Raw genomic sequence first — 23,448 nt, 5'->3', positions numbered from 1 at the left:
CGAAAACGCAAGTTTGTAAATTCGGCAAAGGATTGTGATGCAGTTGAGCTTAGAAGGCGTCAGCAAAAAGGTGGGGGCACAGACCTGGCTGTACGAGATGGGTTTGGCGCCTCAGCCCGGTGCCGTGACCGTGTTGCTGGGCGCAACCCAGGCGGGCAAGACCAGCCTGATGCGCATCATGGCTGGGCTGGACGTGCCTACCCATGGGCGGGTGCGGGTGGGCGGTGTGGACGTGACCGGTCAGCCGGTCCGCGAGCGCAATGTGGCCATGGTCTACCAGCAGTTCATCAACTACCCGTCGCTTACGGTACGCGACAACATCGCCTCGCCGTTGAAGCTGCGCGGCGAGCAGAACATGGACCAGCGTGTCCGTGAGCTGGCCGAAAAGCTGCATATCGAGATGTTCCTGGAGCGCTACCCAGCCGAGCTATCGGGCGGCCAGCAGCAGCGCGTGGCACTGGCCCGGGCGCTGGCCAAGGCGGCACCCCTGATGCTGCTGGACGAGCCGCTGGTGAATCTGGACTACAAGCTGCGCGAAGAACTGCGCGACGAACTCAGCTCGCTGTTTGCCGCGGGTGAATCCACTGTCATCTATGCCACGACCGAGCCGGGCGAGGCCTTGCTGCTAGGCGGCTATACCGCAGTGATGGATGCGGGCGAATTACTGCAATACGGTCCCACGGCCGAGGTATTCCACCGGCCTAAGTCGCTGCGCGTGGCGCGGGCTTTCAGCGATCCACCGATGAACCTGGCTGCTGGCCACACGGCGGCTGGCGGCGTGCAGTTGCAGGCAGGGCCGCTGCTGGCCCTGGCCTTGCCGGCTACGCAGGCCGGGGGCTTGACGGTAGGCCTGCGCGCCAGTGCGCTGCGGGTGCAGCAGCGCCCCGGTGACGTGGCCCTGAACGGACAGGTCGAGCTGGCGGAAATCTCCGGTTCCGACACCTTTGTGCACGTGGCGACGCCGATTGGTGAACTGGTGGCTCAACTCACCGGCGTGCATTATTTCGAACTGGGGGCTGCATTGACCTTGTATTTCCATGCCACCCAGGCTTATGTGTTTGACGGTCAGGGCGACTTGCTGCTGGCCCCGGTCCGCCTGGGAGCTGTGTAATGGCCCGCATTGAACTGGACCTGGCGCACGCTTACCGCGCCAACCCAACGCAAGATAGCGACTACGCGCTGCTGCCTTTGAAGATGAGCTTCAACGACGGCGGTGCCTATGCCTTGCTCGGCCCCTCGGGCTGCGGCAAGACGACCATGCTGAACATCATGTCTGGTCTGCTGGCGCCATCGCAGGGCACAGTGCTGTTTGACGGCAAAGACGTGACCCTCGCCTCGCCGCAGGAGCGCAACATCGCCCAGGTGTTCCAGTTCCCGGTGATCTACGACACCATGACGGTGGCTGAAAACCTGGCTTTTCCACTGCGCAACCGCAAGGTGCCGCAGGCGCAGATCGACAAGCGCGTGGGCGAAATTGCCGAGATGCTGGAGATGAGTGGTCAGCTGAACCAGCGCGCCGCCAACCTGGCGGCAGACGCTAAGCAGAAGATCTCGCTGGGCCGAGGCCTGGTGCGGCCCGACGTGTCGGCCGTGCTGTTCGACGAGCCGCTGACGGTGATCGATCCGCACCTGAAATGGCAGCTGCGCCGCAAGCTCAAGCAGATCCACCGCGAGCTGAAATTGACGCTGATCTACGTGACCCATGACCAGGTGGAGGCGCTGACCTTTGCCGAGCAGGTGGTGGTGATGACGCGTGGCCGTGCCGTGCAAGTGGGCTCGGCCGATGCCTTGTTCGAGCGGCCCAGCCATACCTTTGTGGGGAACTTCATCGGCTCGCCGGGGATGAACTTTTTGCCTGTCCATGCTTCGGCCGAAACCTTGCAAGTGGCCGGTGCGCAATGGCAGCTGCCACGGGCGCTGCCCCAGGGTGCGTTGAAGCTGGGCGTACGGCCGGAATACGTCTCGCTGGCACAACCAGCCACGCGGGGGGCTCTGCTGTGCACGGTATCGAAGATCCAGGACGTGGGCACGCATGTGATGCTGACTGCCGCGGTCGATGGACAGGTGCTCAAGGCCCGGCTGAGTCCCGAGGTGCAACTGCCAGCGGTGGGTGAAGTGGTCTGGCTGCAGGTGCTGGGCGAGCACACCTGCTTTTATAAGAACGAGGAGATTGTGCAATGAACGCCGTGCCGAACCGCTTCAAACAAGTTCGCGCCCCCTTGGGGGGGAGCGCCACCGCCTTGGCGGCAAGCGTGGGGGCTATATGAGCACCACAACCAAACCGGTGAACCAGAAAGCCTGGTTCTTGATCTTGCCGGTGCTGATTTGCGTGGCTTTTTCTGCCATTGTGCCGCTGATGACGGTGGTGAACTATTCGGTGCAGGACATCATCTCGCCCGAGCGGCGTGTGTTCGTGGGGACCGAATGGTTTGTGCAGGTGATGCGCGACGAGGAGCTGCATGCCGCGCTGTTGCGCCAACTGGTTTTCTCCTTGTCGGTTCTGGCGGTGGAGTTGCCCTTGGGCATTTTGCTGGCATTGTCTATGCCGGCCGAGGGTTTGAAGGCGTCGGTGGTGTTGGTGATCGTGTCGCTGTCCCTGCTGATTCCGTGGAACGTGGTGGGCACTATCTGGCAGATTTTTGGCCGTTCCGACATCGGTTTGCTGGGGGCTGCGCTGCAGGGCATGGGTATCGACTACAGCTACACCGGCAACGCCACCCATGCATGGCTGACGGTGCTGGTGATGGATGTGTGGCACTGGACGCCGTTGGTTGCCTTGCTGGGTTATGCGGGTTTGCGCTCCATTCCAGATGCCTACTACCAGGCCGCGCGGATTGACGGTGCCAGCAAGTTTGCGGTGTTCCGCTATATCCAGCTGCCCAAGATGCGCGGCGTGCTGATGATTGGCGTGCTGCTGCGCTTCATGGATAGCTTCATGATCTACACCGAGCCCTTTGTGTTGACGGGCGGGGGGCCTGGCAATGCGACCACCTTCCTGTCGCAGTTCTTGACGCAAAAAGCCGTGGGCCAATTTGACCTGGGTCCGGCCGCAGCGTTTTCGTTGATCTACTTTTTGATCATCCTGCTGCTGTGTTTCATTCTGTACAACTGGATGCAGCGCGTTGGCACCCAAGAAAAAGAAGGCGGCCATGAATAAGCCAAAATTTCAGAAGCGGACGATCTTTTTGTTCGCCTACATCATCTTCGCCCTGGTACCCATCTACTGGATGGTGAATATGTCGTTCAAGACCAACCAGGAGATCGTGGCCAGCTTTTCGCTGTTGCCCCAGCATTTCACCTGGGGCAACTACCGTACCATCCTGACGGATTCGTCCTGGTACTCGGGCTATATCAACAGCCTGATCTACGTCAGCATGAATATGGTGATCACGCTCACCGTATCCCTGCCTGCGGCCTATGCGTTCTCGCGCTACAGCTTCCTGGGCGACAAGCATGTGTTCTTCTGGCTGCTGACCAACCGTATGACCCCGCCCGCGGTGTTCTTGCTGCCGTTCTTCCAGCTCTACACCACCGTGGGCCTGATGGACACGCACTTGGCCGTGGCACTGGCGCACTTGTTGTTCAGCGTGCCCCTGGCGGTGTGGATTCTGGAAGGCTTCATGAGCGGTATCCCGCGTGAGATTGACGAGACGGCTTATATCGACGGCTATACCTTCCCGCGCTTTTTCCTGACCATCTTCTTGCCACTGATCAAGGCAGGTGTGGGTGTGGCGGCATTCTTCTGCTTCATGTTCAGCTGGGTAGAACTGCTGCTGGCCCGCACCCTGACCAGTGTGAATGCCAAGCCTATCGTGGCGACCATGACGCGCACCGTGTCGGCGTCGGGCATGGACTGGGCCACGCTGGCGGCGGCCGGTGTCTTGACCATTGTCCCAGGCGCCATCGTGATCTGGTTTGTGCGCAACTACATCGCCAAGGGCTTCGCCATGGGGCGGGTGTGATTGGTCTAACAGGAGATTTGTATGTTTGAGTGGATGGCTTGGACCTTGCCGGTCGCAGTGTTCTTTATTTGTATTGCGCTGATGTTGGTGGGCATGACGGTGTGGGAGATCAAGTCGCCCACAACCTTGCGGCGCGGCTTCTTGCCGATGGACACCACGCGCGGCGACCGTTTGTTCATTGGCTTGCTGAGCGCGGCCTATGTGAATCTGGCTTTTGTGGGATTGAGTGGCAAGTTTGCCGAGTGGTTCCAGCTGGACGGCGACCCGTCCATCTGGATCAGTTTTGTGCTGTCCGTAGCCCTGCTGATGGTGATCATGCGCAAGGGCTAGGCATGGTGTTCCGAGGATCCGGCTTTTACTGCCCCCAGAGCCGAGCACGCCTTTCGTTGAATGGGGGTGTATACCAATGAGGAGACGAGACATGAAGATGCGTTATTCCATACTGGCCATCGCCGCAGCTTGTGCGCTGACGGGCCATGCGTTCGCCGACGAAGCGGCTGCGAAGAAGTGGATCGACAGCGAGTTCCAGCCATCGACCCTGAGCAAGGACAAACAGGCCGCTGAGATGAAGTGGTTCATCGAAGCCGCGAAGAAGCTGCAAGCCAAGGGTGTCAAGGAAATCTCGGTGGTGTCAGAAACCCTGACCACGCATGAATACGAGTCCAAGACCCTGGCCAAGGCGTTTGAAGAAATCACCGGCATCAAGGTCAAGCATGACGTGATCCAGGAAGGCGACGTGGTCGAGAAGCTGCAGACTTCCATGCAGTCGGGTAAGTCGATTTACGACGGCTGGATTTCGGACTCTGACCTGATTGGTACCCACTACCGTTACGGCAAGATACTGTCGCTGTCGGACTATATGACTGGCGCGGGTAAGGAGTTCACCGATCCGGATCTGGATTTGAAAGACTTCATCGGCACCAGTTTCACCACGGCGCCCGACAAGAAGATGTACCAGCTGCCGGACCAGCAGTTCGCCAACCTGTACTGGTTCCGTGCCGACTTGTTTGCGCGCCAGGACCTGAAGGACAAGTTCAAGGCCAAGTATGGCTACGACCTGGGCGTACCACTGAACTGGAGCGCCTATGAGGACATCGCCGCCTTCTTCAGCGAAGACGTGAAGACACTGGATGGCAAGCCTATCTACGGTCACATGGATTACGGCAAAAAAGATCCATCGTTGGGCTGGCGTTTCACCGATGCCTGGCTATCGATGGCGGGTGCGGCAGACGTAGGCATTCCAAATGGCATGCCTATCGATGAATGGGGCATCAAGGTGGCCGATGACAAATGCACCCCGGTGGGTGCATCGGTGTCGCGCGGTGGGGCGACCAACTCGCCAGCGGCTGTGTACGCTTTGACCAAGTACATCGACTGGATGAAGAAGTACGCGCCCAAGGAAGCCATGGGCATGACCTTTGGAGAATCCGGTCCAGTACCAGCACAAGGCCAGATCGCCCAGCAAATCTTCTGGTACACCGCTTTCACGGCCGATATGGTGAAGCCCGGTCTGCCCGTCGTTAATGCGGACGGCACGCCCAAGTGGCGCATGGCTCCCGGCCCGAATGGCCCGTACTGGAAGCAAGGCATGCAGAACGGCTACCAGGACGTGGGTTCCTGGACCTTCTTCAAGGACCACGACGCCAACAAGGTCGCGGCGGCCTGGCTCTACGCCCAGTTCGTGACCAGCAAGACTGTGTCTTTGAAGAAGTCGATCACTGGCCTGACCTTCATCCGCGACAGCGATATTCGTGCTGACTACTTCACGCAAAACGCCAACAAGTACGGCGGCCTGATCGAGTTCTACCGCAGCCCAGCACGTGTGGCCTGGACGCCGACCGGCACCAATGTGCCCGACTACCCCAAGCTGGCGCAGCTGTGGTGGAAGAACGTGGCCGAGGCGGTAACGGGTGAGAAAACGCCGCAGAAAGCCATGGATAACCTAGCCGATGAGATGGACAACGTGATGTCGCGTCTGGAACGCGCTGGCATGGCCAATTGCGCGCCAAAGCTCAATCCCAAGGGTGATCCCAACAAGTATCTGAGCGATGCACATGCCCCATGGAAGAAGCTGGCGAACGAAAAGCCCAAGGGCGAAACCATTGCCTATGACACCTTGTTGAACGCTTGGAAGAACGGCAAGGTCCGCTAAGCGCGTAACAGAGATGCAATAAGCTCTGCAATGGCTGCGTGGCCCTCTGCGCCACGCAGCCCTTTTGGTTGGCATGCTTCGCGCATGTCAACTTGTTTGATTGCTGGAATCTTGGTTTATGACGCTTGCCCCCTCGCCCCGATCGACTTTGCGCACTGCAGTAATGGCGCAGCTCAGCGGGCCTGCTCAATTCGATGTGGTGGTTATTGGCGGTGGCGCGACAGGTCTAGGGGTGGCTCTGGATGCGGCTTCGCGCGGATTCAGCGTGGCCTTGATCGAATCACATGACTTTGCCAAGGGCACTTCATCGCGTGCAACCAAGCTGGTGCACGGCGGTGTGCGTTACTTGGCACAGGGCAATATCGCGCTAGTGCGTGAAGCCCTGCACGAACGTACCACGCTGCTGCATAACGCGCCCCATCTGGCGCAGCCGCTGGCGTTTGTGATGCCGTCCTACAAGCTGCTGGACACGCCCTTTTACGGCATAGGGCTCAAGATGTACGACGCTCTCGCCGGTAAGGCGGGCCTGGGGTCCACAGAATTTTTGGGTAAAGAAAAGACCCTGCACTATCTGCCGACTGTACGTGCGCAGGGGCTCAAGGGCGGGGTCAAGTATTGGGATGGCCAGTTTGACGATGCCCGTTTGGCATTGGTGCTGGCCCGCACTGCGGCCGACCAAGGGGCTGTGGTGGTCAATTACTGCGCCGCGACCGGTTTGTTGCATGAAGACGGCAAGGTGGCGGGCGTGCATTGCCAGGACCGCGAAACCGGTGCCCACATGACGCTGCGCGCAAGGTGTGTGGTGAATGCCACCGGTGTCTGGGTGGACGAATTTCGCCAAAAGGACGGCGACGCAACAGGTCGCACCGCCAAGCCCATGGTAGCGCCCAGCCAGGGTGTGCACATCGTGGTGGACCGTGAATTTTTGCCAGGTGACCATGCGATGCTGGTGCCGAAGACCGCCGATGGCCGGGTTTTGTTTGCCGTGCCATGGTTGGGCAAGACCATTCTGGGCACCACGGATACGCCGCGCCATGACCTGGACCGTGAGCCTTTGCCGTTCAAGGAGGAGGTGGAGTTCATTTTGGGTGAATCAGGTAGATATCTGAGCCGGGCGCCTACCCGGGCAGACGTGAAAAGCGTGTGGGTTGGCCTGCGTCCGCTGGTCAAGCCGCAAGATGAGGATGGCGGCAATACCAAGGGCATCAGCCGCGAGCACACGGTGTTGGTCAGCCGCAGCGGCATGGTCACGGTGACCGGCGGCAAATGGACCACCTACCGCGCGATGGCCGAGGACGTGTTGGACAAATGCTTTGGCGCGGAGTTGCTACAGCCGCGCAAGCCGGTCTGTACAGCGACCTTGCGCCTGATTGGCGCGGGCACGGTGCCTGCGGGTGGCTTGCAGCACAAAATGAGCGATGCGCCGGGCTTGCAAGCCTACGGTACAGAACAGGATCTGGTGCGGTCTCTACCTGGTGGTGGGCGCGCGCTGGGCGGAGGCCTGAGCGAAGCCATGGTGCGCTTTGCTGCCCGCTTTGAATATGCCCGCACGGTAGAGGACGTGTTGGCCCGCCGTAGTCGGCTGCTGTTTCTGGACGCGCGCCAGGCCGCCTCCTTGGCGCCGGCGGTGGCAGACATCCTGTTGCAAGAAACCGGTGTGGACCCGCAGACCGAGGCGTTTTTGACCCTGGCCGAGCAATACGCCACCTTGCCTGCATGAAACCCCTGGCGCAATGGCCGCTCGCGCAGCGGCGTGGCGTGCGGGGTGTGCTGACGGATATAGACGACACCCTGACAACAGACGGTGCCATCACCCCCGACGCCTTGCAGGCTTTGCAGGATTTGAAGTCTGCTGGTCTGGTGGTGATTGCAATTACCGGGCGCCCGGTGGGTTGGAGCGAGCCGTTTGCCCAGTCTTGGCCGGTCGATGCCATTGTTGCCGAGAATGGCGCCGTCGCGCTGATAAAGAGCAATGAAATTGGCCTTCAGCGCAGTACCCATCTGCATCAGGCGCTATCAAAAATATATATGCAGGACGCGGTTACGCGGCAAGCCAATAAGGTGCGCATGCAGAGGCTGGCAGAGCGCGTGCTGGCCGAAGTGCCCGGTGCTTGCCTGGCCGAAGATTCTGCGGGCCGGGAAACCGATATCGCTATTGACCACAGCGAATTCAGCCATTTGTCGCCGGCCCAGATCGCCCAGGTGGTTGCTGTTCTGGAGGCGGGTGGCATGCGCGCCACCGTCAGTTCCATCCATATCAATGGCTGGCTTGGCGAGCACAACAAGTGGGAGGGCGCGCGCTGGATCGTTCAAACGCTGTTTGGGCGGGCGCTGGAGGCAGAAATGGATCGCTGGGTCTATATAGGTGACTCGACCAATGACCAGCGCATGTTCGAGGCGATGCAGCAAACCGTGGGCGTAGCCAACATCCGCAGATTTGAGGCAGATTTGGCATTTAAACCACAGTACGTGGCCGAAAATGAGCGGGGCGCGGGCTTTGCCGAGGTCGCAAACGCCGTTCTGGCGGCATTTCGACCTGAAAAAACATAGTTGGCGTTGCTGTGCGTGTCTTTTATATGCACGCAGTTGACGCGCTTTTAAATATTCTGCATAATTGCGGGCTTCGCTCCTAAAAAGCGATGCTTCTGCCCAAAGGAAGCGCTATGAGTGGTTTGTAGCGTGGACGACGGGCCCAAGACTGATTGCGTGCTGCGGCTTAGGCTGAGGCACTCGATGCAAGTTGGGAAAACATAGACATGATCCAAACTGAATCCCGGTTAGATGTTGCCGACAATACCGGCGCGAAATCCGTTCTCTGCATCAAGGTGCTGGGCGGGTCCAAGCGTCGTTACGCTAGCGTTGGCGACATCATCAAAGTGAGCATCAAAGAAGCCGCTCCGCGTGGTCGCGTCAAAAAAGGCGAGATCTACAGTGCGGTGGTGGTGCGCACGGCCAAAGGTATCCGTCGTGCAGACGGTTCGCTGGTCAAATTCGATGGCAACGCAGCTGTGTTGCTGAATGCAAAGCTGGAGCCCATCGGCACCCGCATCTTCGGACCAGTGACGCGCGAATTGCGCACTGAAAAGTTCATGAAGATCGTGTCCTTGGCCCCTGAAGTTCTGTAAGGACGCGACATGAACAAGATTCGCAAAGGCGACCAAGTCGTCGTGCTCACCGGGCGCGATAAAGGCAAGCGCGGTACTGTCGCGCTGCGTAAAGATGATTCTTACCTGTTGGTCGATGGTATCAATATGGTCAAGAAGCACGCTAAGCCCAATCCCATGAAGGGTGAGGCTGGCGGCATCGTCGAAAAGAACATGCCAATTCACCAGTCCAACGTAGCCATTTTCAATGCTGCTACCGGTAAGGCTGATCGTGTTGGAATCAAGGTGCTGGCGGACGGCAAGCGCACACGCGTTTACAAGTCCAGCGGCGAAGAAATCAAGGTGGCATGAGCATGGCACGTTTACAACAACACTACCGCGAAAAAGTCGCTCCAGAGTTGATGGCCAAGTTTGGCTACACCTCGGTGATGCAAGTTCCACGTTTCACCAAGATCACCTTGAATATGGGTGTGAGCGAAGCTGTATCCGACAAGAAGGTTATGGACAACGCCGTTGCTGACCTGACCAAGATCGCCGGCCAAAAGCCTGTGGTGACCAAGGCCAAGAAGGCTATCGCCGGTTTCAAGATTCGCGAAGGCCAGGCCATTGGTTGCATGGTGACTCTGCGCGGCGTTCAGATGTTTGAGTTCCTGGATCGTTTCGTGACCGTGGCTTTGCCCCGTGTACGTGACTTCCGAGGTATCTCCGGTCGCGCTTTTGATGGCCGTGGTAACTACAACATCGGCGTAAAAGAGCAGATCATTTTCCCTGAAATCGAGTACGACAAGGTTGATGCCTTGCGCGGTCTCAATATCAGCATCACGACGACGGCAAAGAGCGATGAAGAGTGCAAGGCACTGCTCGCTGGTTTCCGTTTTCCGTTCAAGAACTGAGGTGACGTGTGGCTAAAAAAGCTTTGATCGAGCGCGAGCTCAAGCGTGACCGTCTGGTCGCCAAATATGCAGCTAAGCATGCGGAACTGAAGGCAACTTCGAACGACGCAAAGAAAAGCGAAGAAGAGCGCGCAGTAGCCCGTCTGGCTCTGCAACAGCTCCCACGTAACGCAAACCCCACTCGCCAACGCAATCGTTGCGCGATCACGGGTCGTCCACGTGGCACGTTCCGTCAGTTCGGTCTGGCCCGCGCTAAGGTGCGTGAGCTGGCTTTCGCTGGCGATATCCCCGGTATGGTTAAGGCCAGCTGGTAAGTAAGGCAGGAGAACTAGACATGAGTATGAGTGACCCCATTGCCGACTTGCTGACCCGTATCCGCAATGCGCAAATGGTAGCCAAGACTACCGTATCGATCCCCTCTTCCAAAGTGAAGGTGGCGATTGCCCAAGTGCTGAAGGACGAAGGCTACATTGACGGCTTCAAGGTGAAAACCGATGCCGGCAAAAGCGAGCTGGAAATTACTTTGAAATACTACGCCGGTCGTCCAGTGATCGAACGTATCGAGCGCGTAAGCCGTCCTGGCCTGCGTGTTTACAAAGGCCATGATGCCATTCCTCAAGTCATGAATGGCTTGGGCGTGGCGATTGTCACCACCCCTCAAGGCGTGATGACCGACCGCAAAGCCCGCGCTACCGGCGTTGGCGGCGAAGTCTTGTGCTACGTCGCTTAAGCAGGAGAAATAGCAAATGTCTCGCGTAGGAAAAATGCCTGTTGCCATCCCCGCTGGTGTGGATGTGGCAATCAAGGACGACCAAATCAATGTCAAGGGCACCGGCGGCACGCTGTCGTTGACCCAAAATGCACTGGTCAAAGTGGTGAATGATGCCGGCAAGTTAACCTTTGCCCCAGCGAATGAATCACGTGAAGCCAATGCCATGTCGGGCACCATGCGTCAGCTGGTAAACAACATGGTTGTTGGTGTGACCAAGGGCTTCGAGAAGAAGCTGAGCCTGATAGGCGTGGGCTACAAAGCCGCCGCTCAAGGTGCCAAGCTGAACTTGGCTGTGGGTTACTCCCACCCCGTTAATATCGATATGCCTGCTGGTATCACCGTTGCGACGCCCACCCCGACAGAAATTCTGATCAAGGGTGCGGACCGTCAACGCGTTGGCCAAGTGGCTGCTGAGATTCGTGCGATTCGTCCTCCCGAGCCTTACAAGGGCAAGGGCATCCGTTATTCGGATGAGAAGATCACGATCAAAGAAACCAAGAAGAAGTAAGGAGCCGCAACATGTTGACCAAAAAAGAACAGCGTCTCCGCCGTGCTCGCCAAACCCGCATTCGTATTGCGACCCAAGGCGTTGCACGCTTGACGGTAAATCGTACGAATCTGCACATCTACGCCAGTGTTATCTCTGGCGACGGTGCCAAGGTTTTGGCCAGCGCTTCGACTGCAGAAGTTGCGGTTCGCAAAGAGCTTGGTGGTTCTGGCAAGGGTGGCAACACAACTGCTGCTCAAGCTATCGGCAAACTGATTGCCGAAAAAGCCAAAGCCGCTGGTGTTGAAAAAGTAGCGTTTGATCGCTCAGGTTTTGCGTACCACGGCCGCGTCAAGGCGCTTGCCGATGCTGCCCGCGAAGCTGGCTTGCAGTTCTAAGCAGATCGGAAAAAATCATGGCTAAAGTTCAAGGAAAAATGCAGGGTAAGGCTGAAGGGCCTGAGGACGGTCTGCGCGAGAAGATGATCGCGGTGAACCGCGTGACCAAGGTTGTTAAAGGCGGCCGAATTCTCGGTTTTGCAGCTTTGACCGTGGTCGGCGACGGCGAAGGCCGCGTTGGCATGGGCAAGGGCAAGTCCAAGGAAGTTCCAGCAGCTGTTCAAAAGGCGATGGAAGAAGCGCGTCGCAATATGGTCAAGGTGACCTTGAAGAACGGCTCCGTTTTTCATAAGGTGACCGGCCAGCATGGCGCAGCCAACGTAATGATGGCTCCGGCTCCCAAGGGTACCGGCATCATTGCAGGCGGCCCAATGCGCGCTGTCTTTGAAGTAATGGGTATCACCGATATCGTTGCGAAAAGCCACGGTTCGTCCAACCCTTACAACATGGTGCGTGCAACTCTGGACGCCTTGCGTAATTCGACCACTCCAGCGGATATTGCAGCCAAGCGCGGCAAGAACGTTGAAGAGATCCTCGCTTAAGCAAGGGCATTGATATGACAACGCAACAAACAATCAAAGTGACGCTGGTTCGTAGCCCTATCGGCACGAAAGAATCGCATCGCGCTACCGTTCGTGGTTTGGGTCTACGCAAGATTCGCAGTGTTAGCGAATTGCAAGATACGCCTGAAGTCCGCGGCATGATCAACAAGATCAGTTATCTGGTCAAAGTCCTCTAAGGGATGACGATGGAACTCAATGGCATTAAGCCCGCAGCGGGCGCAAAGCACGCCAAGCGTCGCGTCGGTCGCGGCATTGGCTCTGGCCTGGGCAAAACCTCAGGTCGTGGCCACAAAGGTCAAAAATCGCGTGCCGGTGGTTACCACAAGGTAGGTTTTGAAGGCGGTCAAATGCCTATGCAACGCCGCTTGCCAAAGCGTGGTTTCAAATCGCATTTGCTGAAGTTCAATGCTGAAGTGACTCTCACTGCTCTCGAGCGACTGGGCGCAGCAGAAGTTGACGTCATGCTGTTGAAGCAAGCTGGTTTGATTGGTGAATTGGCCAAGGTCGTCAAGGTCATCAAGACTGGCGAATTGACCAAGGCTGTCAAATTGACCGGTATCGGCGCTACGGCCGCAGCCAAGGTTGCGATCGAAGCTGCTGGCGGCAGCTTGGTTTGACTTTACAGTTGAAGGAAATATTCGGTGGCAACTAGCGCTCAAATTGCAAAAACGGGTAAGTTTGGTGACCTGCGTCGCCGCTTGGTGTTTTTGTTGCTGGCGCTGGTTGTGTACCGAATTGGTGCGCATATTCCGGTTCCCGGAATTGATCCAGCACAACTGCAACAGCTTTTCAAAGGGCAGCAAGGCGGCATATTGAGTCTGTTCAATATGTTTTCGGGTGGCGCTTTGTCGCGCTTCACAGTATTTGCCTTGGGAATCATGCCCTATATATCGGCCTCCATCATTATGCAATTGATGGGATATGTGGTGCCGATGTTTGAGCAGATGAAAAAGGAAGGCGAATCTGGTCGTCGTAAGATTACCCAGTACACACGCTATGGAACGTTAGGTTTGGCGTTGTTTCAATCCTTGGTAATTGCAACAGGGTTGGAAAGTTCGCCTGGTTTGGTTTTGTCGCCTGGTTTCGGTTTCCGTATGACGGCTGTTGTCAGCTTGACAGCAGGAACCATGTTCTTGATGTGGTTGGGTGAACAGATCACTGAGCGCGGTTTGGGTAACGGTATTTCGATTCTGATTTTTGCTGGTATTGCTGCGGGTTTGCCTGGCTCTATTGGTGGACTGCTGGAATTGGTGCGGACTGGTGCGATGAGCATTATTTCTTCCATTTTCATTGTTGCTGTAGTTGCATTGGTTACCTACTTCGTTGTTTTCGTTGAACGGGGTCAGCGCAAGATTTTGGTGAATTACGCCAGAAGGCAAGTTGGTAATAAAGTTTATGGTGGTCAGTCTTCGCACTTGCCGTTGAAGCTAAATATGGCGGGCGTGATTCCTCCAATATTCGCATCTTCCATCATCTTGTTGCCAGCCACAGTAGTGAACTGGTTTAGCACAACGGAATCGCTGCGTTGGTTAAAGGATGTCGCAGGAATGCTGAGTCCTGGTCAACCAGTCTACGTGCTGTTTTATGCAAGTGCGATAGTGTTTTTCTGCTTCTTCTATACGGCCTTGGTTTTCAATAGCCGTGAGACAGCAGATAACCTGAAGAAGAGTGGCGCTTTTATTCCTGGTATTCGGCCTGGTGAGCATACAGCGCGTTATATAGACAAAATTTTGCTCCGCCTGACTTTGGCTGGCGCTGTCTATATCACCTTTGTTTGTTTGATCCCTGAAATACTGGTGCTTAAATACAATGTGCCGTTTAATTTTGGTGGTACTTCGCTGTTGATTATTGTTGTAGTGACCATGGATTTCATGGCCCAAGTGCAGAACTACATGATGTCGCAGCAATATGAGTCATTGCTGAAAAAGGCAAATTTCAAATCTTCAGCAGGTACTTGATAAGAGTATTTGTAGGTGATGCCCTACGATTTTTCGCAGGCTCGTATTGTGTTCCGGCCGATATAGGTAGGACTGGCAAAAAAGTTTTAGGAGAGTTAAATGAGAGTTTCAGCTTCGGTTAAGAAAATCTGCCGTAACTGTAAAGTCATCCGCCGCAAGGGTGTGGTTCGTGTGATCTGTACAGATCCCCGCCACAAACAGCGTCAAGGTTGATAGAAAAGTTTTAGAGGACGCACATGGCACGTATCGCTGGTATTAATATTCCGCCGCAACAGCATGCAGAAATTGGCTTGACGGCTATTTTCGGCATCGGTCGCACACGCGCTCGCAAGATTTGCGAAGCATGCGACATTGCATATTCCAAGAAGGTCAAGGACTTGACCGACGCAGATCTGGAAAAGATCCGCGACCAGATCGCTCAATTCACCATTGAAGGCGATTTGCGTAGAGAAACCACGATGAACATCAAGCGATTGATGGACATCGGCTGCTACCGTGGTTTCCGCCACCGTCGCGGTTTGCCTATGCGTGGTCAGCGTACCCGTACCAACGCCCGCACCCGTAAGGGTCCGCGTAAGGCTGCGGCGTCCCTGAAGAAATAAAGAGATTGAGAGATCACTATGGCAAAAGCTCAGCAAAGTAATGCATCGCAGCGCGTGCGCAAGAAAGTTCGCAAGAACGTTTCCGACGGCGTGGCCCACGTGCATGCTTCCTTCAATAACACCATCATCACGATTACCGATCGCCAAGGCAATGCCTTGTCCTGGGCTTCGTCCGGTGGTCAGGGTTTCAAGGGTTCGCGTAAATCCACACCGTTTGCTGCCCAGGTTGCATCGGAAGTGGCTGGTCGTGCTGCCATTGAGCAAGGTATCAAGAACCTGGATGTAGAAATCAAGGGTCCTGGACCTGGTCGTGAATCGTCTGTCCGTGCATTGGGTGCCCTCGGTATCCGTATCACGTCCATCGCGGATGTGACGCCTGTGCCGCATAACGGTTGCCGCCCTCAAAAGCGTCGTCGGATCTAATTCCAGATCAACATTTTTGGGTACGTTTTTAAATAAGCCCACCGCCGTCTGTATTAATCAGACGGCTCCCGCGGATTTTTCGCGGAAGATAATATAAAAGGAAGCTCAAGTGGCACGCTATCTCGGCCCCAAGGCCAAACTCTCTCGCCGTGAAGGCACAGATCTGTTCCTGAAGAGCGCACGCCGTTCGATCAGCGATAAGGCTAAGTTTGACTCCAAACCTGGTCAGCACGGCCGTACTTCTGGTGCACGTACTTCTGACTTTGGTCTCCAACTGCGCGAAAAACAAAAAGTAAAGCGCATGTATGGTGTTCTGGAGCGTCAGTTCCGTCGCTATTTCGAAGAAGCAGATCGTCGCAAGGGCAATACCGGTGCAAACCTGTTGTTCCTGCTGGAGTCCCGTTTGGACAACGTCGTGTACCGCATGGGTTTTGGTTCCACGCGTGCTGAAGCACGTCAGTTGGTGTCCCACAAGGCTATCACGGTGAATGGTCAGTCGGTGAACATCCCTTCTTACATGGTTAAGACTGGCGATATCGTCTCCGTTCGCGACAAGTCCAAGAAGCAGAACCGTATTGTTGAAGCCCTGCAATTGGCACAACAAGTTGGTTTGCCTGCCTGGGTGGAAGTGAGTGTCGAGAAAGCTGAAGGTACTTTCAAGAAGGTTCCTGATCGCGACGAGTTTGCTGCTGACATCAACGAATCTCTGATCGTTGAGTTGTATTCGCGTTAATTCCGCATTTTTCGTTTGATTTTGTTCCTAGGCTGCGGGGCACTGCAGTCTAGAACCAACACTTGCCTTACCGGTGTAACGAGCTGGGGGTATTGAGAGGAAGCATGCATGCAAACTAATTTGCTGAAACCCAAAGCCATCAATGTTGAGCAATTGGGACACAACCGTGCCAAAGTAGCGCTGGAGCCATTTGAACGTGGTTACGGGCACACGCTGGGCAATGCGTTGCGTCGCGTGCTGCTGTCGTCTATGGTGGGCTATTCAGCGACTGAGGTGACGATTGCAGGTGTTTTGCATGAGTATTCTTCGATCGATGGCGTTCAAGAAGACGTTGTCAACATTCTGTTGAATCTCAAGGGCGTGGTTTTCAAGCTGCACAACCGTGATGAAGTTACGCTGAGTCTGCGCAAGGACGGTGACGGTGTTGTTACCGCTGCCGACATCCAAACTCCGCATGACGTGGAAATCATCAACCCAGAACATGTCATTGCGCACCTGTCGCAGGGCGGCAAGCTGGACATGCAAATCAAGGTTGAAAAAGGCCGTGGTTATGTTCCAGGTAGCATGCGCCGTTATGCGGATGAGCAGACTAAGTCGATTGGCCGCATTGTTCTGGATGCATCTTTCTCCCCAGTGAAGCGCGTAAGCTACACGGTGGAAAGCGCCCGCGTTGAACAACGTACCGATCTGGATAAGCTGGTGGTTGAGATCGAAACCAATGGTGCGATCTCTGCAGAAGATGCTGTGCGCGCATCGGCTAAAATCTTGGTCGAACAACTCGCGGTGTTTGCGCAGTTGGAAGGTAGCGAGTTGGCCGGCGTATTTGAACAGCCTGCACCACGCGGTAGCACTCAATTCGATCCTATCTTGTTGCGTCCCGTAGACGAGCTGGAATTGACGGTTCGCTCTGCAAACTGCCTGAAAGCTGAAAACATCTACTACATCGGTGATCTGATTCAGCGCACCGAGAATGAGTTGTTGAAGACTCCTAATCTGGGGCGTAAGTCCTTGAATGAGATCAAGGAAGTTTTGGCTTCCCGCGGTCTGACTTTGGGAATGAAGCTTGAAAGCTGGCCACCTGCTGGCCTCGACAAGCGTTAATTTAAAAATGTCCTGCAAAGGACAGCGTGCAACGCGCAGTACCTGATCCGGCTGCGCGTCAAAATAATTGAAAGGAATGCACCATGCGCCACGGACACGGACTTCGTAAACTTAACCGCACTAGCTCGCACCGCCTGGCTATGCTGCGCAACATGATGAATTCGTTGATTGAACACGAAGTCATCAAGACCACTTTGCCCAAGGCCAAGGAATTGCGCCGCGTGATCGAACCCATGATCACTTTGGCCAAGGAAGCAACTGTTGCGAACCGCCGTCTGGCGTTCGACCGCCTGCGCGATCGCGATAGCGTGACTAAGCTATTCAATGATCTGGGCCCGCGTTTTAACGCCCGTCCAGGTGGTTACACCCGTATTTTGAAGATGGGTTTCCGTGTGGGCGATAACGCGCCTATGGCATTGGTCGAGCTGGTCGATCGTGCTGAGACAAAAGAAGTTGTAGAAATATCAGCTGACCAAGAATAAGCTGCTATAATAGAAACATACCGCGCGATGGAGCAGCCTGGTAGCTCGTTGGGCTCATAACCCAAAGGTCGTAGGTTCAAATCCTACTCGCGCAACCAGTTTCGACAAGTATTTGTCGTGAATGAAAAACCCACCTTGAGTGGGTTTTTTCATTTCTGGATCTTTCAGTTTTTAACGCCATCCAGCAGCGGTTTGTAGCCTCAAAAGTACAGAGCTCACAGCGGGGCATGCCCGCTGGATGCTTTTAATTACCTTGTTTGCATGCACGCTCTTGCTGCGCCAGGGCCAAAGACTTTTCTGTAGTTTGGGCATCCATACCGTAGCTGTCCGCAAATTGTGCAGGGGTTTGGCCGCTACCTTCAAATGCCTTCAGCAAAGCTTCTCGTTTGGCGGCTTCAGCACCATGCTCTGTGTAAGCCTCATCTAACAATGCATTCCAGGCTTCCAGCGGTGGCTTGACGCGCTCTGCATAGTCGCCACGGCTAAGTCCTGATGCTTCAAAGGCATTTCGTAGCCGTAAGCGCAGTTTGGCTTGGGAGGCGGCGCTCTGGCTGTTGCGGTCCCGGCGAGCGACTTCCATGATGGCCTGGTGCACGTGTTCTGGAGCCATCTTCTCCACAGCTTGGCCATCCAGGCCGTGGCGCGGTAGGCCGCTGGCCACCCGGTCCAGATAACGCGTGGAACGTGTGTGTTGGCCCAAGGCCTCACGTAAGGCCTTGGCTTCCAAGGCCTCAGGATGGGCTGCGACCAATTCATGGAAGATGCCTAGCTTAAGGGGCACTACGCGGTCGCCAAAAACCTGGGGATATAGATTGCGCAGTACATCCAGCAGTGGGTGCACGGTGCGGCTGGGTTGTGGGGCACGTGCGGGGCGTGGCTTGCGTGCGTTCTTGGAGGCAGGCGACGGAGCGAGGGAAGTGGTCACAGGAAATGGAGTGTTCTGAAAGTGGAAGGGCGCCAGTCTGCGTGCCCCGAGGACCCTCATTTTCAACCATAAGCTGGATAGTCGCAGGCGACCGTTTGGTGAGGTCCATCGGTAGGGCTCGGATATATGTCGCATGGGGGCAACATTTATGCTCGGCGAGTGGGTGTTGTCATGGTTTTCAGATGCCCCGCAATGCGGAACGTCGCTCCGTAGCTGCGACAATCGGCGCTCTCGAAAATTTGAAAGTATTCATGGCTAAGAAAGCACCCGTGGTTCCCGCAGCGCCCGTAGAGGCAGAACGTACCCAACCCCTGCCCATTCCTGAAACCAAGTTCAAGACTATTTGGCAGGTAGTCGGTGCACCAGCTGCCACTGCAGCTAAAAGCAAGTCGGAGAAGAACGCCGTCGCTGCCTAAGCGATTGGGGTTCCAGGCATTTCAGCTGGGATGTCCAACGCGACTTCCACCCAGCAATCGTAAAACGTTGGCGCGCGTCCCAGGTCGGTCAGCCTTTGGCTGGTGAGCTGGTTCACGTTGCTGCCGTCCAGGCCTAGTTTGCGCCACCAGATACCCAGCCCGTTGACGACTCCGTGACGGGCTCGGGGCGATACCTTCGCCTTGCAGCGGTACATCCCACGCTGGTTGAAGACACGGACGACCGCTCCGTTGCTGATGCCGCGTGCCCGTGCGTCATCCGCATGGATTTCCAGCAAGGGTTCGCCTTCGATGTCGCGCAGGCTGGTGACGTTGACGAAGCTGGAGTTGAGAAAGTTGCGTGCCGGCGGTGAAATCATGGCCAGCGGATAGTCTGTAGAGGCGCCTGCAGCCTCGTAGTTCGGCAGGTAATCGGGCAGGCCATCCAGGCCCTGCGCGGCCAGGCGTGCGCTGTAGAACTCGCATTTGCCCGAAGGCGTGGGGAATTGCCCTTGCGTAAACGGCGCGTCCGGTAGCGCGATGGTGGCAAAACCTTGCTCCAGCAAGAGCTGAAAATCAAGCTGCTCGCCGTAGGCGGTGCGGCACAAGGTTTCGTCGTTGTCGCTGAAGCAGGGCTCGTCAAAGCCCATGCGGGCCGCCAGCTCGCGAAAGATTTGTGTATTGGGTTTGGACTGCCCCACGGGTGCGATGGCCGGCCGGTTCAGCAGCGCATCGGTATGGCCGTAGCCGCTGTGTACGTCCCAGTGCTCCAGCTGCGTGGTGGCTGGCAGGATGTAGTCGGCGTAGTCGGCCGTGTCCGTCTGGAAGTGTTCCAGCACCACGGTAAACAGGTCCTCGCGCGCGAAGCCTTGCACCACCTTGCCGGATTCGGGGGCCACGGCCACCGGGTTGCTGTTGTAGACCAGCAGGGCCTCGATGGGTGCTGTAGACGTGTCTAGCAAGGCGTCGCCAATCGTGCTCATATTGATGGTCCGGGGTTGCCGGCCGGCCAGTAGGTCAGGGCGTTGCAACGCGGCGCGCTGTACCGGGAACAACCCCGAGCTGCTCATCAGCACGCCGCCGGCCCGGTGCCGCCAGGCGCCAATCAACGCGGGCAGACTGACCACGGCCCGCGTGGCATTGCCACCACCCCGGGTGCGCTGCATGCCGTAGTTCAGGCGGATAGCGGCGGGCTGCCCGTCCAGAAAGCATTGGCCGTAATCACGGGCCAGCGCCTGGATTTGCTCCACAGGTATGCCGCAGACTTCGGCGGCGCGCTCTGGCGGCCATTGCAGTGCGCGTTCGCGCAGCCCCGGCCAGCCCAACGTGTGGTCGGCCAGATAGGCGTGGTCCAACCAGTCGTGGGTGATAAGCTGGTGCATCAAGGCCAGGGCCAGGGCCGCGTCGGTACCCGGGCGCAGGGCGATGTGCTCGTGGCATTTTTCTGCGGTTTCGGTTTTGCGTGGGTCTATGCAGACCAGGCGTGCGCCGTTGCGTTTGGCTTGCTGCACATAGCGCCAGAAATGCAGGTTGCTGCCGATAGAGTTGCTGCCCCAGATCAGGATCAGCTTGGACTCGGCGAAGAACTCCACCCGCATTCCCACCTTGCCGCCCAGCGTCTGCAGCAACCCTTCGCCACCGGCGGATGCACAGATGGTGCGGTCCAGCAGCGAGGCGCCCAGTTTGTGGAAGAAGCGTGCAGCAATGCTTTCCCCTTGCACCAGGCCCATGGTGCCGGCGTAGCTATAGGGCAATATGGCCTCGGGGTTGCGGGCGGCGATGGACTGCAGGCGTGCGGCGATGTCCGTCAGCGCTTCGTCCCAGCTGACGGGGGCAAACTGGCCCGATCCCTTGGGGCCCGTGCGCTTGAGCGGTTGCAGCAGGCGTTCGGGGTGGTAGGTGCGCTCGGTATAGCGCGACACCTTGGCGCACAGCACTCCGTCGGTGTGCGGGTGCGCCGGATTACCCTGTACCTTGAGGGCGATGCCATCCTGCACCGTGGTCAGCAGGGAGCAGGTGTCCGGGCAGTCGTGGGGGCAGGCGCCGCGCACTTGGTGGGTGCTGCTGGATTCGGGTACGTGCATGATGGTTAATTCGCTTCTGACAGAATGGACCCATGATAAATCGCCGACATTTTTCTATTGCCGCTGGGGTTGCTGCCATGGCAGGCAGCCCCATGGTGCGTGCCCAGTCCAGCGGGAAAATCGTGCTGGGCCAATCTGCAGCACTCAGCGGGCCTGCAGCCCAGCTGGGTATCCAGTATGCGCAGGGTGCCCAGCTGTACTTTGACCACGTGAATGCCCAAGGGGGGATTGCCCAGCGGCAGATCGAGCTGCGCTCGCTGGATGACGGCTACGAGCCTGACCGCTGCCTGGAAAACACCCGCAAACTATTGGCTGCCGACGTGCTGTCTCTGTTTGGCTATGTAGGTACGCCCACCAGCCTGATGGCGTTGCCGCTGGCGATCCAGGCCAAAACGCCTTTCGTGGCGCCGCTGACCGGCGCCATGTCGCTGCGTGATCCATTCAGCAGATATGCTTTCCATGTGCGGGCCTCGTACCAGGACGAAACCGCCCGCATCGTCAAGCAGCTGACCCAGCTGGGCCTGGACCGTATCGCGGTGTTTTACCAAAACGACGCTTACGGCAAGGCCGGGTTGGACGGCGTGAATTTGGCCCTGTCCAAGCTGGGCCGCAAGCCGGTGGCTACCGCCACGGTGGAGCGCAATTCCGTCGATGTGGCGCGTTCGGTGGAGATCCTGCGCGCCGCCACACCGCATGCGATTGTGCAGATCAGTGCCTACAAATCCTGTGCCGCTTTTATTCGTGGGGCACGCAAGGCAGGCTATGGCGGGCAGTTTTTCAATGTGTCCTTTGTCGGAACCCAGGCCCTGGCCGACGAGCTGGGCCGCGACGCCGCGGGCGTGGTGGTAAGCCAGGTGGTGCCGTCGCCGTACAGCGCGAGCACGCCACTGGCCCACGGCTTCGTGGAGGCGGTCAAGGCCGCGGGCGGCGATGCCAAGGCCAACTTCTCCAGTATGGAGGGTTACCTGGCCGCCATGGTGATGGTGGACGGCCTGAAGCGCGCAGCGGCCGGCAAGGGCCTGTCCCGCGAGTCGGTGGTGAGTGGGCTGGAGTCGCTGGGCGCGCAGTCCTATGGGGGTTTCTCCGTCACCTTTTCCTCCACCGACCACGTGGGGTCGAGCTATGTAGACCTGTCCATGCTGACCGGCGATGGGCGGGTACGCACCTGAAGGAGCCAAGCCATGTCCATCATTGAAGCCATTGCCGAGCAGGCCCCCGGCATCGCAGCCTTGCGCCGCGACCTGCACGCCCACCCGGAGCTGAGCTTTCAGGAGGTACGCACCGCCGACCTGGTGGCACGTCAGCTGACCGAGTGGGGCATATCTTTCCACCGCGGCTTGGCCGGTACTGGCGTAGTGGGCATGGTGCAGAACGGCAGGTCCAAACGGGCCATCGGCCTGCGCGCCGACATGGACGCGCTGCCGCTGCAAGAGTTCAACACTTTTGCGCATGCCAGCCAGTACCCCGGCAAGATGCATGCTTGTGGCCATGACGGTCATACCGCCATGCTGCTGGGCGCGGCCCAGTACCTAGCCGAGCACCGCAACTTTGACGGCACGGTTTACCTGATTTTCCAGCCGGCCGAGGAAGGCGGCGGCGGTGCCCGCGACATGGTGCAAGAGGGGCTGTTCGAGCGTTTCCCTATGGAAGCCGTGTTCGGCATGCACAACTGGCCGGGCATGGGGGAGGGGCAGTTTGCCGTCAGCCCCGGGCCGGTGATGGCGTCCAGCAATGAATTCAAGATCACCATCTACGGCAAGGGCAGCCATGCCGCCATGCCGCAGATGGGGGTGGACCCGGTGCCCATTGCCTGCCAGATGGTGCTGGCCTTCCAGACCATCATCAGCCGCAACAAAAAACCTATAGACGCCGGGGTGATCTCGGTCACCATGGTGCATGGTGGTTCGGCCACCAATATCGTGCCCGACAGCGTCGAGCTGCAGGGCACGGTGCGCACCTTCAGCATCGAGGTGCTGGATTTGATCGAGGCTCGCATGCGCCAGATTGCCGATAACCTGTGCGGTGCCTTTGACGCGCGCTGTGACTTTGAATTTGTGCGGAACTACCCGCCCACTATCAACCACCCGATGGAGGCCGAGTTCGCCCGCAAGGTGATGGAGGGCATCGTTGGCCCCGAAAACGTGGTGAAGCAGGAGCCCACCATGGGCGCCGAGGACTTCGCCTTCATGTTGCTGGCCAAGCCGGGCGCTTACTGCTTCATTGGTAATGGCGATGGCGACCATCGTTCCATGGGCCATGGCGAAGGGCCTTGCACCTTGCACAACCCTAGTTACGACTTCAACGACAGGCTGCTGCCCCTGGGCGCCACCTACTGGGTGCGGTTGGCCGAGATGTGGTTGGCATCCGCGGATTCGACTGCTTCAAAATAGATAGCT

General features: G+C 57.4%; 29 protein-coding genes and 1 tRNA gene. 28 read left to right on the top strand and 2 right to left on the bottom strand.

The features are described 5' to 3' along the window. Positions 1-37 precede the first annotated feature (37 nt). The 26 genes from AC07O2_RS16385 to AC07O2_RS16260 all read left to right on the top strand — a co-directional run bounded on the left by AC07O2_RS16385 (position 38) and on the right by AC07O2_RS16260 (position 17,728). Positions 38-1,111 carry an ABC transporter ATP-binding protein gene (locus AC07O2_RS16385; RefSeq protein WP_495076804.1) on the top strand — a complete coding sequence of 358 codons (1,074 nt, stop codon included), beginning with the start codon at positions 38-40 and terminating at the stop codon, positions 1,109-1,111. Then, positions 1,111-2,181 carry an ABC transporter ATP-binding protein gene (locus AC07O2_RS16380; protein WP_495076803.1) on the top strand — a complete coding sequence of 357 codons (1,071 nt, stop codon included), beginning with the start codon at positions 1,111-1,113 and terminating at the stop codon, positions 2,179-2,181. The genes AC07O2_RS16385 and AC07O2_RS16380 overlap by 1 nt, the downstream gene beginning before the upstream one ends. Before the next feature lie 82 nt (positions 2,182-2,263). After that, entirely contained in the window at positions 2,264-3,157 is an 894-nt protein-coding gene (locus AC07O2_RS16375; RefSeq protein WP_495076802.1) for a carbohydrate ABC transporter permease, read from the top strand. Continuing rightward, entirely contained in the window at positions 3,150-3,962 is an 813-nt protein-coding gene (locus AC07O2_RS16370; protein ID WP_495076801.1) for a carbohydrate ABC transporter permease, read from the top strand. The genes AC07O2_RS16375 and AC07O2_RS16370 overlap by 8 nt, the downstream gene beginning before the upstream one ends. Before the next feature lie 21 nt (positions 3,963-3,983). Next, entirely contained in the window at positions 3,984-4,292 is a 309-nt protein-coding gene (locus AC07O2_RS16365) for a DUF2160 domain-containing protein (protein ID WP_495076800.1), read from the top strand. 91 nt (positions 4,293-4,383) lie between these two features. Next, positions 4,384-6,114: an ABC transporter substrate-binding protein gene (locus AC07O2_RS16360; RefSeq protein WP_495076799.1), complete on the top strand. Its 1,731-nt coding sequence runs from the start codon at positions 4,384-4,386 to the stop codon at positions 6,112-6,114. A 118-nt stretch (positions 6,115-6,232) separates the two neighbouring features. Then, a complete protein-coding gene (locus AC07O2_RS16355) occupies positions 6,233-7,834 on the top strand; it encodes a glycerol-3-phosphate dehydrogenase/oxidase (RefSeq protein ID WP_495076798.1) in 1,602 nt (533 codons plus the stop codon). After that, the gene (locus AC07O2_RS16350; RefSeq protein ID WP_495076797.1) at positions 7,831-8,664 is read left to right on the top strand and encodes an HAD-IIB family hydrolase; all 834 of its coding nucleotides are present in this window, start codon (positions 7,831-7,833) and stop codon (positions 8,662-8,664) included. The genes AC07O2_RS16355 and AC07O2_RS16350 overlap by 4 nt, the downstream gene beginning before the upstream one ends. A 206-nt stretch (positions 8,665-8,870) precedes the next feature. Beyond that, positions 8,871-9,239: a 50S ribosomal protein L14 gene (gene rplN / locus AC07O2_RS16345; protein WP_315192381.1), complete on the top strand. Its 369-nt coding sequence runs from the start codon at positions 8,871-8,873 to the stop codon at positions 9,237-9,239. A gap of 9 nt (positions 9,240-9,248) precedes the next feature. Continuing rightward, on the top strand, positions 9,249-9,569 hold the full coding sequence (gene rplX / locus AC07O2_RS16340; RefSeq protein ID WP_495076796.1) for a 50S ribosomal protein L24: 321 nt from the start codon (positions 9,249-9,251) through the stop codon (positions 9,567-9,569). A 2-nt stretch (positions 9,570-9,571) separates the two neighbouring features. Beyond that, the gene (gene rplE / locus AC07O2_RS16335) at positions 9,572-10,111 is read left to right on the top strand and encodes a 50S ribosomal protein L5 (protein ID WP_495076795.1); all 540 of its coding nucleotides are present in this window, start codon (positions 9,572-9,574) and stop codon (positions 10,109-10,111) included. An 8-nt stretch (positions 10,112-10,119) separates the two neighbouring features. Next, a complete protein-coding gene (rpsN, locus tag AC07O2_RS16330; protein WP_490591334.1) occupies positions 10,120-10,425 on the top strand; it encodes a 30S ribosomal protein S14 in 306 nt (101 codons plus the stop codon). Between the two features lie 20 nt (positions 10,426-10,445). Next, positions 10,446-10,841 carry a 30S ribosomal protein S8 gene (gene rpsH / locus AC07O2_RS16325; protein ID WP_490591333.1) on the top strand — a complete coding sequence of 132 codons (396 nt, stop codon included), beginning with the start codon at positions 10,446-10,448 and terminating at the stop codon, positions 10,839-10,841. Positions 10,842-10,857: 16 nt separating this feature from the next. Further along, positions 10,858-11,391: a 50S ribosomal protein L6 gene (gene rplF / locus AC07O2_RS16320; RefSeq protein ID WP_495076794.1), complete on the top strand. Its 534-nt coding sequence runs from the start codon at positions 10,858-10,860 to the stop codon at positions 11,389-11,391. 11 nt (positions 11,392-11,402) lie between these two features. After that, a complete protein-coding gene (gene rplR / locus AC07O2_RS16315; RefSeq protein WP_490591331.1) occupies positions 11,403-11,768 on the top strand; it encodes a 50S ribosomal protein L18 in 366 nt (121 codons plus the stop codon). 17 nt (positions 11,769-11,785) lie between these two features. Next, positions 11,786-12,310 carry a 30S ribosomal protein S5 gene (rpsE, locus tag AC07O2_RS16310; protein WP_490591330.1) on the top strand — a complete coding sequence of 175 codons (525 nt, stop codon included), beginning with the start codon at positions 11,786-11,788 and terminating at the stop codon, positions 12,308-12,310. A gap of 14 nt (positions 12,311-12,324) precedes the next feature. Then, positions 12,325-12,507, top strand: coding sequence for a 50S ribosomal protein L30 (rpmD, locus tag AC07O2_RS16305; protein ID WP_495076793.1), 183 nt, complete (start codon positions 12,325-12,327; stop codon positions 12,505-12,507). Positions 12,508-12,516: 9 nt separating this feature from the next. After that, positions 12,517-12,948 carry a 50S ribosomal protein L15 gene (gene rplO / locus AC07O2_RS16300; RefSeq protein ID WP_495076792.1) on the top strand — a complete coding sequence of 144 codons (432 nt, stop codon included), beginning with the start codon at positions 12,517-12,519 and terminating at the stop codon, positions 12,946-12,948. A 24-nt stretch (positions 12,949-12,972) separates the two neighbouring features. After that, the gene (gene secY / locus AC07O2_RS16295; RefSeq protein WP_495076791.1) at positions 12,973-14,289 is read left to right on the top strand and encodes a preprotein translocase subunit SecY; all 1,317 of its coding nucleotides are present in this window, start codon (positions 12,973-12,975) and stop codon (positions 14,287-14,289) included. Positions 14,290-14,388: 99 nt separating this feature from the next. After that, positions 14,389-14,502, top strand: a complete 114-nt coding sequence (gene rpmJ, locus AC07O2_RS16290) for a 50S ribosomal protein L36 (RefSeq protein WP_028820150.1) — start codon at positions 14,389-14,391, stop codon at positions 14,500-14,502. Positions 14,503-14,525: 23 nt separating this feature from the next. Beyond that, complete coding sequence (gene rpsM / locus AC07O2_RS16285) at positions 14,526-14,891, top strand: 30S ribosomal protein S13 (RefSeq protein ID WP_483302262.1); 366 nt, start codon at positions 14,526-14,528, stop codon at positions 14,889-14,891. 18 nt (positions 14,892-14,909) lie between these two features. Continuing rightward, on the top strand, positions 14,910-15,314 hold the full coding sequence (gene rpsK / locus AC07O2_RS16280) for a 30S ribosomal protein S11 (protein WP_092757621.1): 405 nt from the start codon (positions 14,910-14,912) through the stop codon (positions 15,312-15,314). A gap of 109 nt (positions 15,315-15,423) precedes the next feature. Next, entirely contained in the window at positions 15,424-16,047 is a 624-nt protein-coding gene (gene rpsD / locus AC07O2_RS16275; RefSeq protein WP_495076790.1) for a 30S ribosomal protein S4, read from the top strand. 108 nt (positions 16,048-16,155) lie between these two features. Then, positions 16,156-17,148 (top strand): DNA-directed RNA polymerase subunit alpha, encoded by a 993-nt coding sequence (locus tag AC07O2_RS16270; RefSeq protein ID WP_490591325.1) that lies wholly within the window; start codon positions 16,156-16,158, stop codon positions 17,146-17,148. Between the two features lie 83 nt (positions 17,149-17,231). Further along, positions 17,232-17,630 carry a 50S ribosomal protein L17 gene (rplQ, locus tag AC07O2_RS16265; protein ID WP_490591324.1) on the top strand — a complete coding sequence of 133 codons (399 nt, stop codon included), beginning with the start codon at positions 17,232-17,234 and terminating at the stop codon, positions 17,628-17,630. Between the two features lie 21 nt (positions 17,631-17,651). After that, positions 17,652-17,728 (top strand) — tRNA-Met (locus tag AC07O2_RS16260). Between the two features lie 146 nt (positions 17,729-17,874). On the opposite strand, the gene AC07O2_RS16255 is transcribed toward AC07O2_RS16260, so the two are convergent. Both AC07O2_RS16255 and AC07O2_RS16250 read right to left on the bottom strand, forming a co-directional pair. After that, a complete protein-coding gene (locus AC07O2_RS16255; protein ID WP_495076789.1) occupies positions 17,875-18,555 on the bottom strand; it encodes a ProQ/FINO family protein in 681 nt (226 codons plus the stop codon). Positions 18,556-18,967: 412 nt separating this feature from the next. Next, positions 18,968-21,052 (bottom strand): molybdopterin-containing oxidoreductase family protein, encoded by a 2,085-nt coding sequence (locus tag AC07O2_RS16250; protein WP_495076788.1) that lies wholly within the window; start codon positions 21,050-21,052, stop codon positions 18,968-18,970. A 32-nt stretch (positions 21,053-21,084) separates the two neighbouring features. On the opposite strand from AC07O2_RS16250, the gene AC07O2_RS16245 reads away from it, so the two are divergent. Continuing rightward, positions 21,085-22,221, top strand: coding sequence for an ABC transporter substrate-binding protein (locus tag AC07O2_RS16245; RefSeq protein ID WP_495076787.1), 1,137 nt, complete (start codon positions 21,085-21,087; stop codon positions 22,219-22,221). A gap of 12 nt (positions 22,222-22,233) precedes the next feature. Continuing rightward, positions 22,234-23,442, top strand: coding sequence for a M20 aminoacylase family protein (locus AC07O2_RS16240; RefSeq protein WP_495076786.1), 1,209 nt, complete (start codon positions 22,234-22,236; stop codon positions 23,440-23,442). Positions 23,443-23,448 lie beyond the last annotated feature (6 nt).

The organism is Rhodoferax sp. GW821-FHT10B06 (assembly GCF_059415605.1).
The sequence above is the reverse complement of the archived record's forward strand: the minus strand, read 5'-3'. Positions and strand labels throughout refer to the sequence as shown.

What these genes read in the sequence shown, in the direction of transcription:
- AC07O2_RS16385 (WP_495076804.1), top strand. Translation starts at nt 38, where the DNA reads ATGCAGTTGAGCTTAGAAGGCGTCAGCAAAAAGGTGGGGGCACAGACC.
- AC07O2_RS16380 (WP_495076803.1), top strand. Translation starts at nt 1,111, where the DNA reads ATGGCCCGCATTGAACTGGACCTGGCGCACGCTTACCGCGCCAACCCA.
- AC07O2_RS16375 (WP_495076802.1), top strand. Translation starts at nt 2,264, where the DNA reads ATGAGCACCACAACCAAACCGGTGAACCAGAAAGCCTGGTTCTTGATC.
- AC07O2_RS16370 (WP_495076801.1), top strand. Translation starts at nt 3,150, where the DNA reads ATGAATAAGCCAAAATTTCAGAAGCGGACGATCTTTTTGTTCGCCTAC.
- AC07O2_RS16365 (WP_495076800.1), top strand. Translation starts at nt 3,984, where the DNA reads ATGTTTGAGTGGATGGCTTGGACCTTGCCGGTCGCAGTGTTCTTTATT.
- AC07O2_RS16360 (WP_495076799.1), top strand. Translation starts at nt 4,384, where the DNA reads ATGAAGATGCGTTATTCCATACTGGCCATCGCCGCAGCTTGTGCGCTG.
- AC07O2_RS16355 (WP_495076798.1), top strand. Translation starts at nt 6,233, where the DNA reads ATGACGCTTGCCCCCTCGCCCCGATCGACTTTGCGCACTGCAGTAATG.
- AC07O2_RS16350 (WP_495076797.1), top strand. Translation starts at nt 7,831, where the DNA reads ATGAAACCCCTGGCGCAATGGCCGCTCGCGCAGCGGCGTGGCGTGCGG.
- rplN (WP_315192381.1), top strand. Translation starts at nt 8,871, where the DNA reads ATGATCCAAACTGAATCCCGGTTAGATGTTGCCGACAATACCGGCGCG.
- rplX (WP_495076796.1), top strand. Translation starts at nt 9,249, where the DNA reads ATGAACAAGATTCGCAAAGGCGACCAAGTCGTCGTGCTCACCGGGCGC.
- rplE (WP_495076795.1), top strand. Translation starts at nt 9,572, where the DNA reads ATGGCACGTTTACAACAACACTACCGCGAAAAAGTCGCTCCAGAGTTG.
- rpsH (WP_490591333.1), top strand. Translation starts at nt 10,446, where the DNA reads ATGAGTATGAGTGACCCCATTGCCGACTTGCTGACCCGTATCCGCAAT.
- rplF (WP_495076794.1), top strand. Translation starts at nt 10,858, where the DNA reads ATGTCTCGCGTAGGAAAAATGCCTGTTGCCATCCCCGCTGGTGTGGAT.
- rplR (WP_490591331.1), top strand. Translation starts at nt 11,403, where the DNA reads ATGTTGACCAAAAAAGAACAGCGTCTCCGCCGTGCTCGCCAAACCCGC.
- rpsE (WP_490591330.1), top strand. Translation starts at nt 11,786, where the DNA reads ATGGCTAAAGTTCAAGGAAAAATGCAGGGTAAGGCTGAAGGGCCTGAG.
- rpmD (WP_495076793.1), top strand. Translation starts at nt 12,325, where the DNA reads ATGACAACGCAACAAACAATCAAAGTGACGCTGGTTCGTAGCCCTATC.
- rplO (WP_495076792.1), top strand. Translation starts at nt 12,517, where the DNA reads ATGGAACTCAATGGCATTAAGCCCGCAGCGGGCGCAAAGCACGCCAAG.
- rpmJ (WP_028820150.1), top strand. Translation starts at nt 14,389, where the DNA reads ATGAGAGTTTCAGCTTCGGTTAAGAAAATCTGCCGTAACTGTAAAGTC.
- rpsM (WP_483302262.1), top strand. Translation starts at nt 14,526, where the DNA reads ATGGCACGTATCGCTGGTATTAATATTCCGCCGCAACAGCATGCAGAA.
- rpsK (WP_092757621.1), top strand. Translation starts at nt 14,910, where the DNA reads ATGGCAAAAGCTCAGCAAAGTAATGCATCGCAGCGCGTGCGCAAGAAA.
- AC07O2_RS16270 (WP_490591325.1), top strand. Translation starts at nt 16,156, where the DNA reads ATGCAAACTAATTTGCTGAAACCCAAAGCCATCAATGTTGAGCAATTG.
- rplQ (WP_490591324.1), top strand. Translation starts at nt 17,232, where the DNA reads ATGCGCCACGGACACGGACTTCGTAAACTTAACCGCACTAGCTCGCAC.
- AC07O2_RS16250 (WP_495076788.1), bottom strand. Translation starts at nt 21,052, where the DNA reads ATGCACGTACCCGAATCCAGCAGCACCCACCAAGTGCGCGGCGCCTGC.
- AC07O2_RS16245 (WP_495076787.1), top strand. Translation starts at nt 21,085, where the DNA reads ATGATAAATCGCCGACATTTTTCTATTGCCGCTGGGGTTGCTGCCATG.
- AC07O2_RS16240 (WP_495076786.1), top strand. Translation starts at nt 22,234, where the DNA reads ATGTCCATCATTGAAGCCATTGCCGAGCAGGCCCCCGGCATCGCAGCC.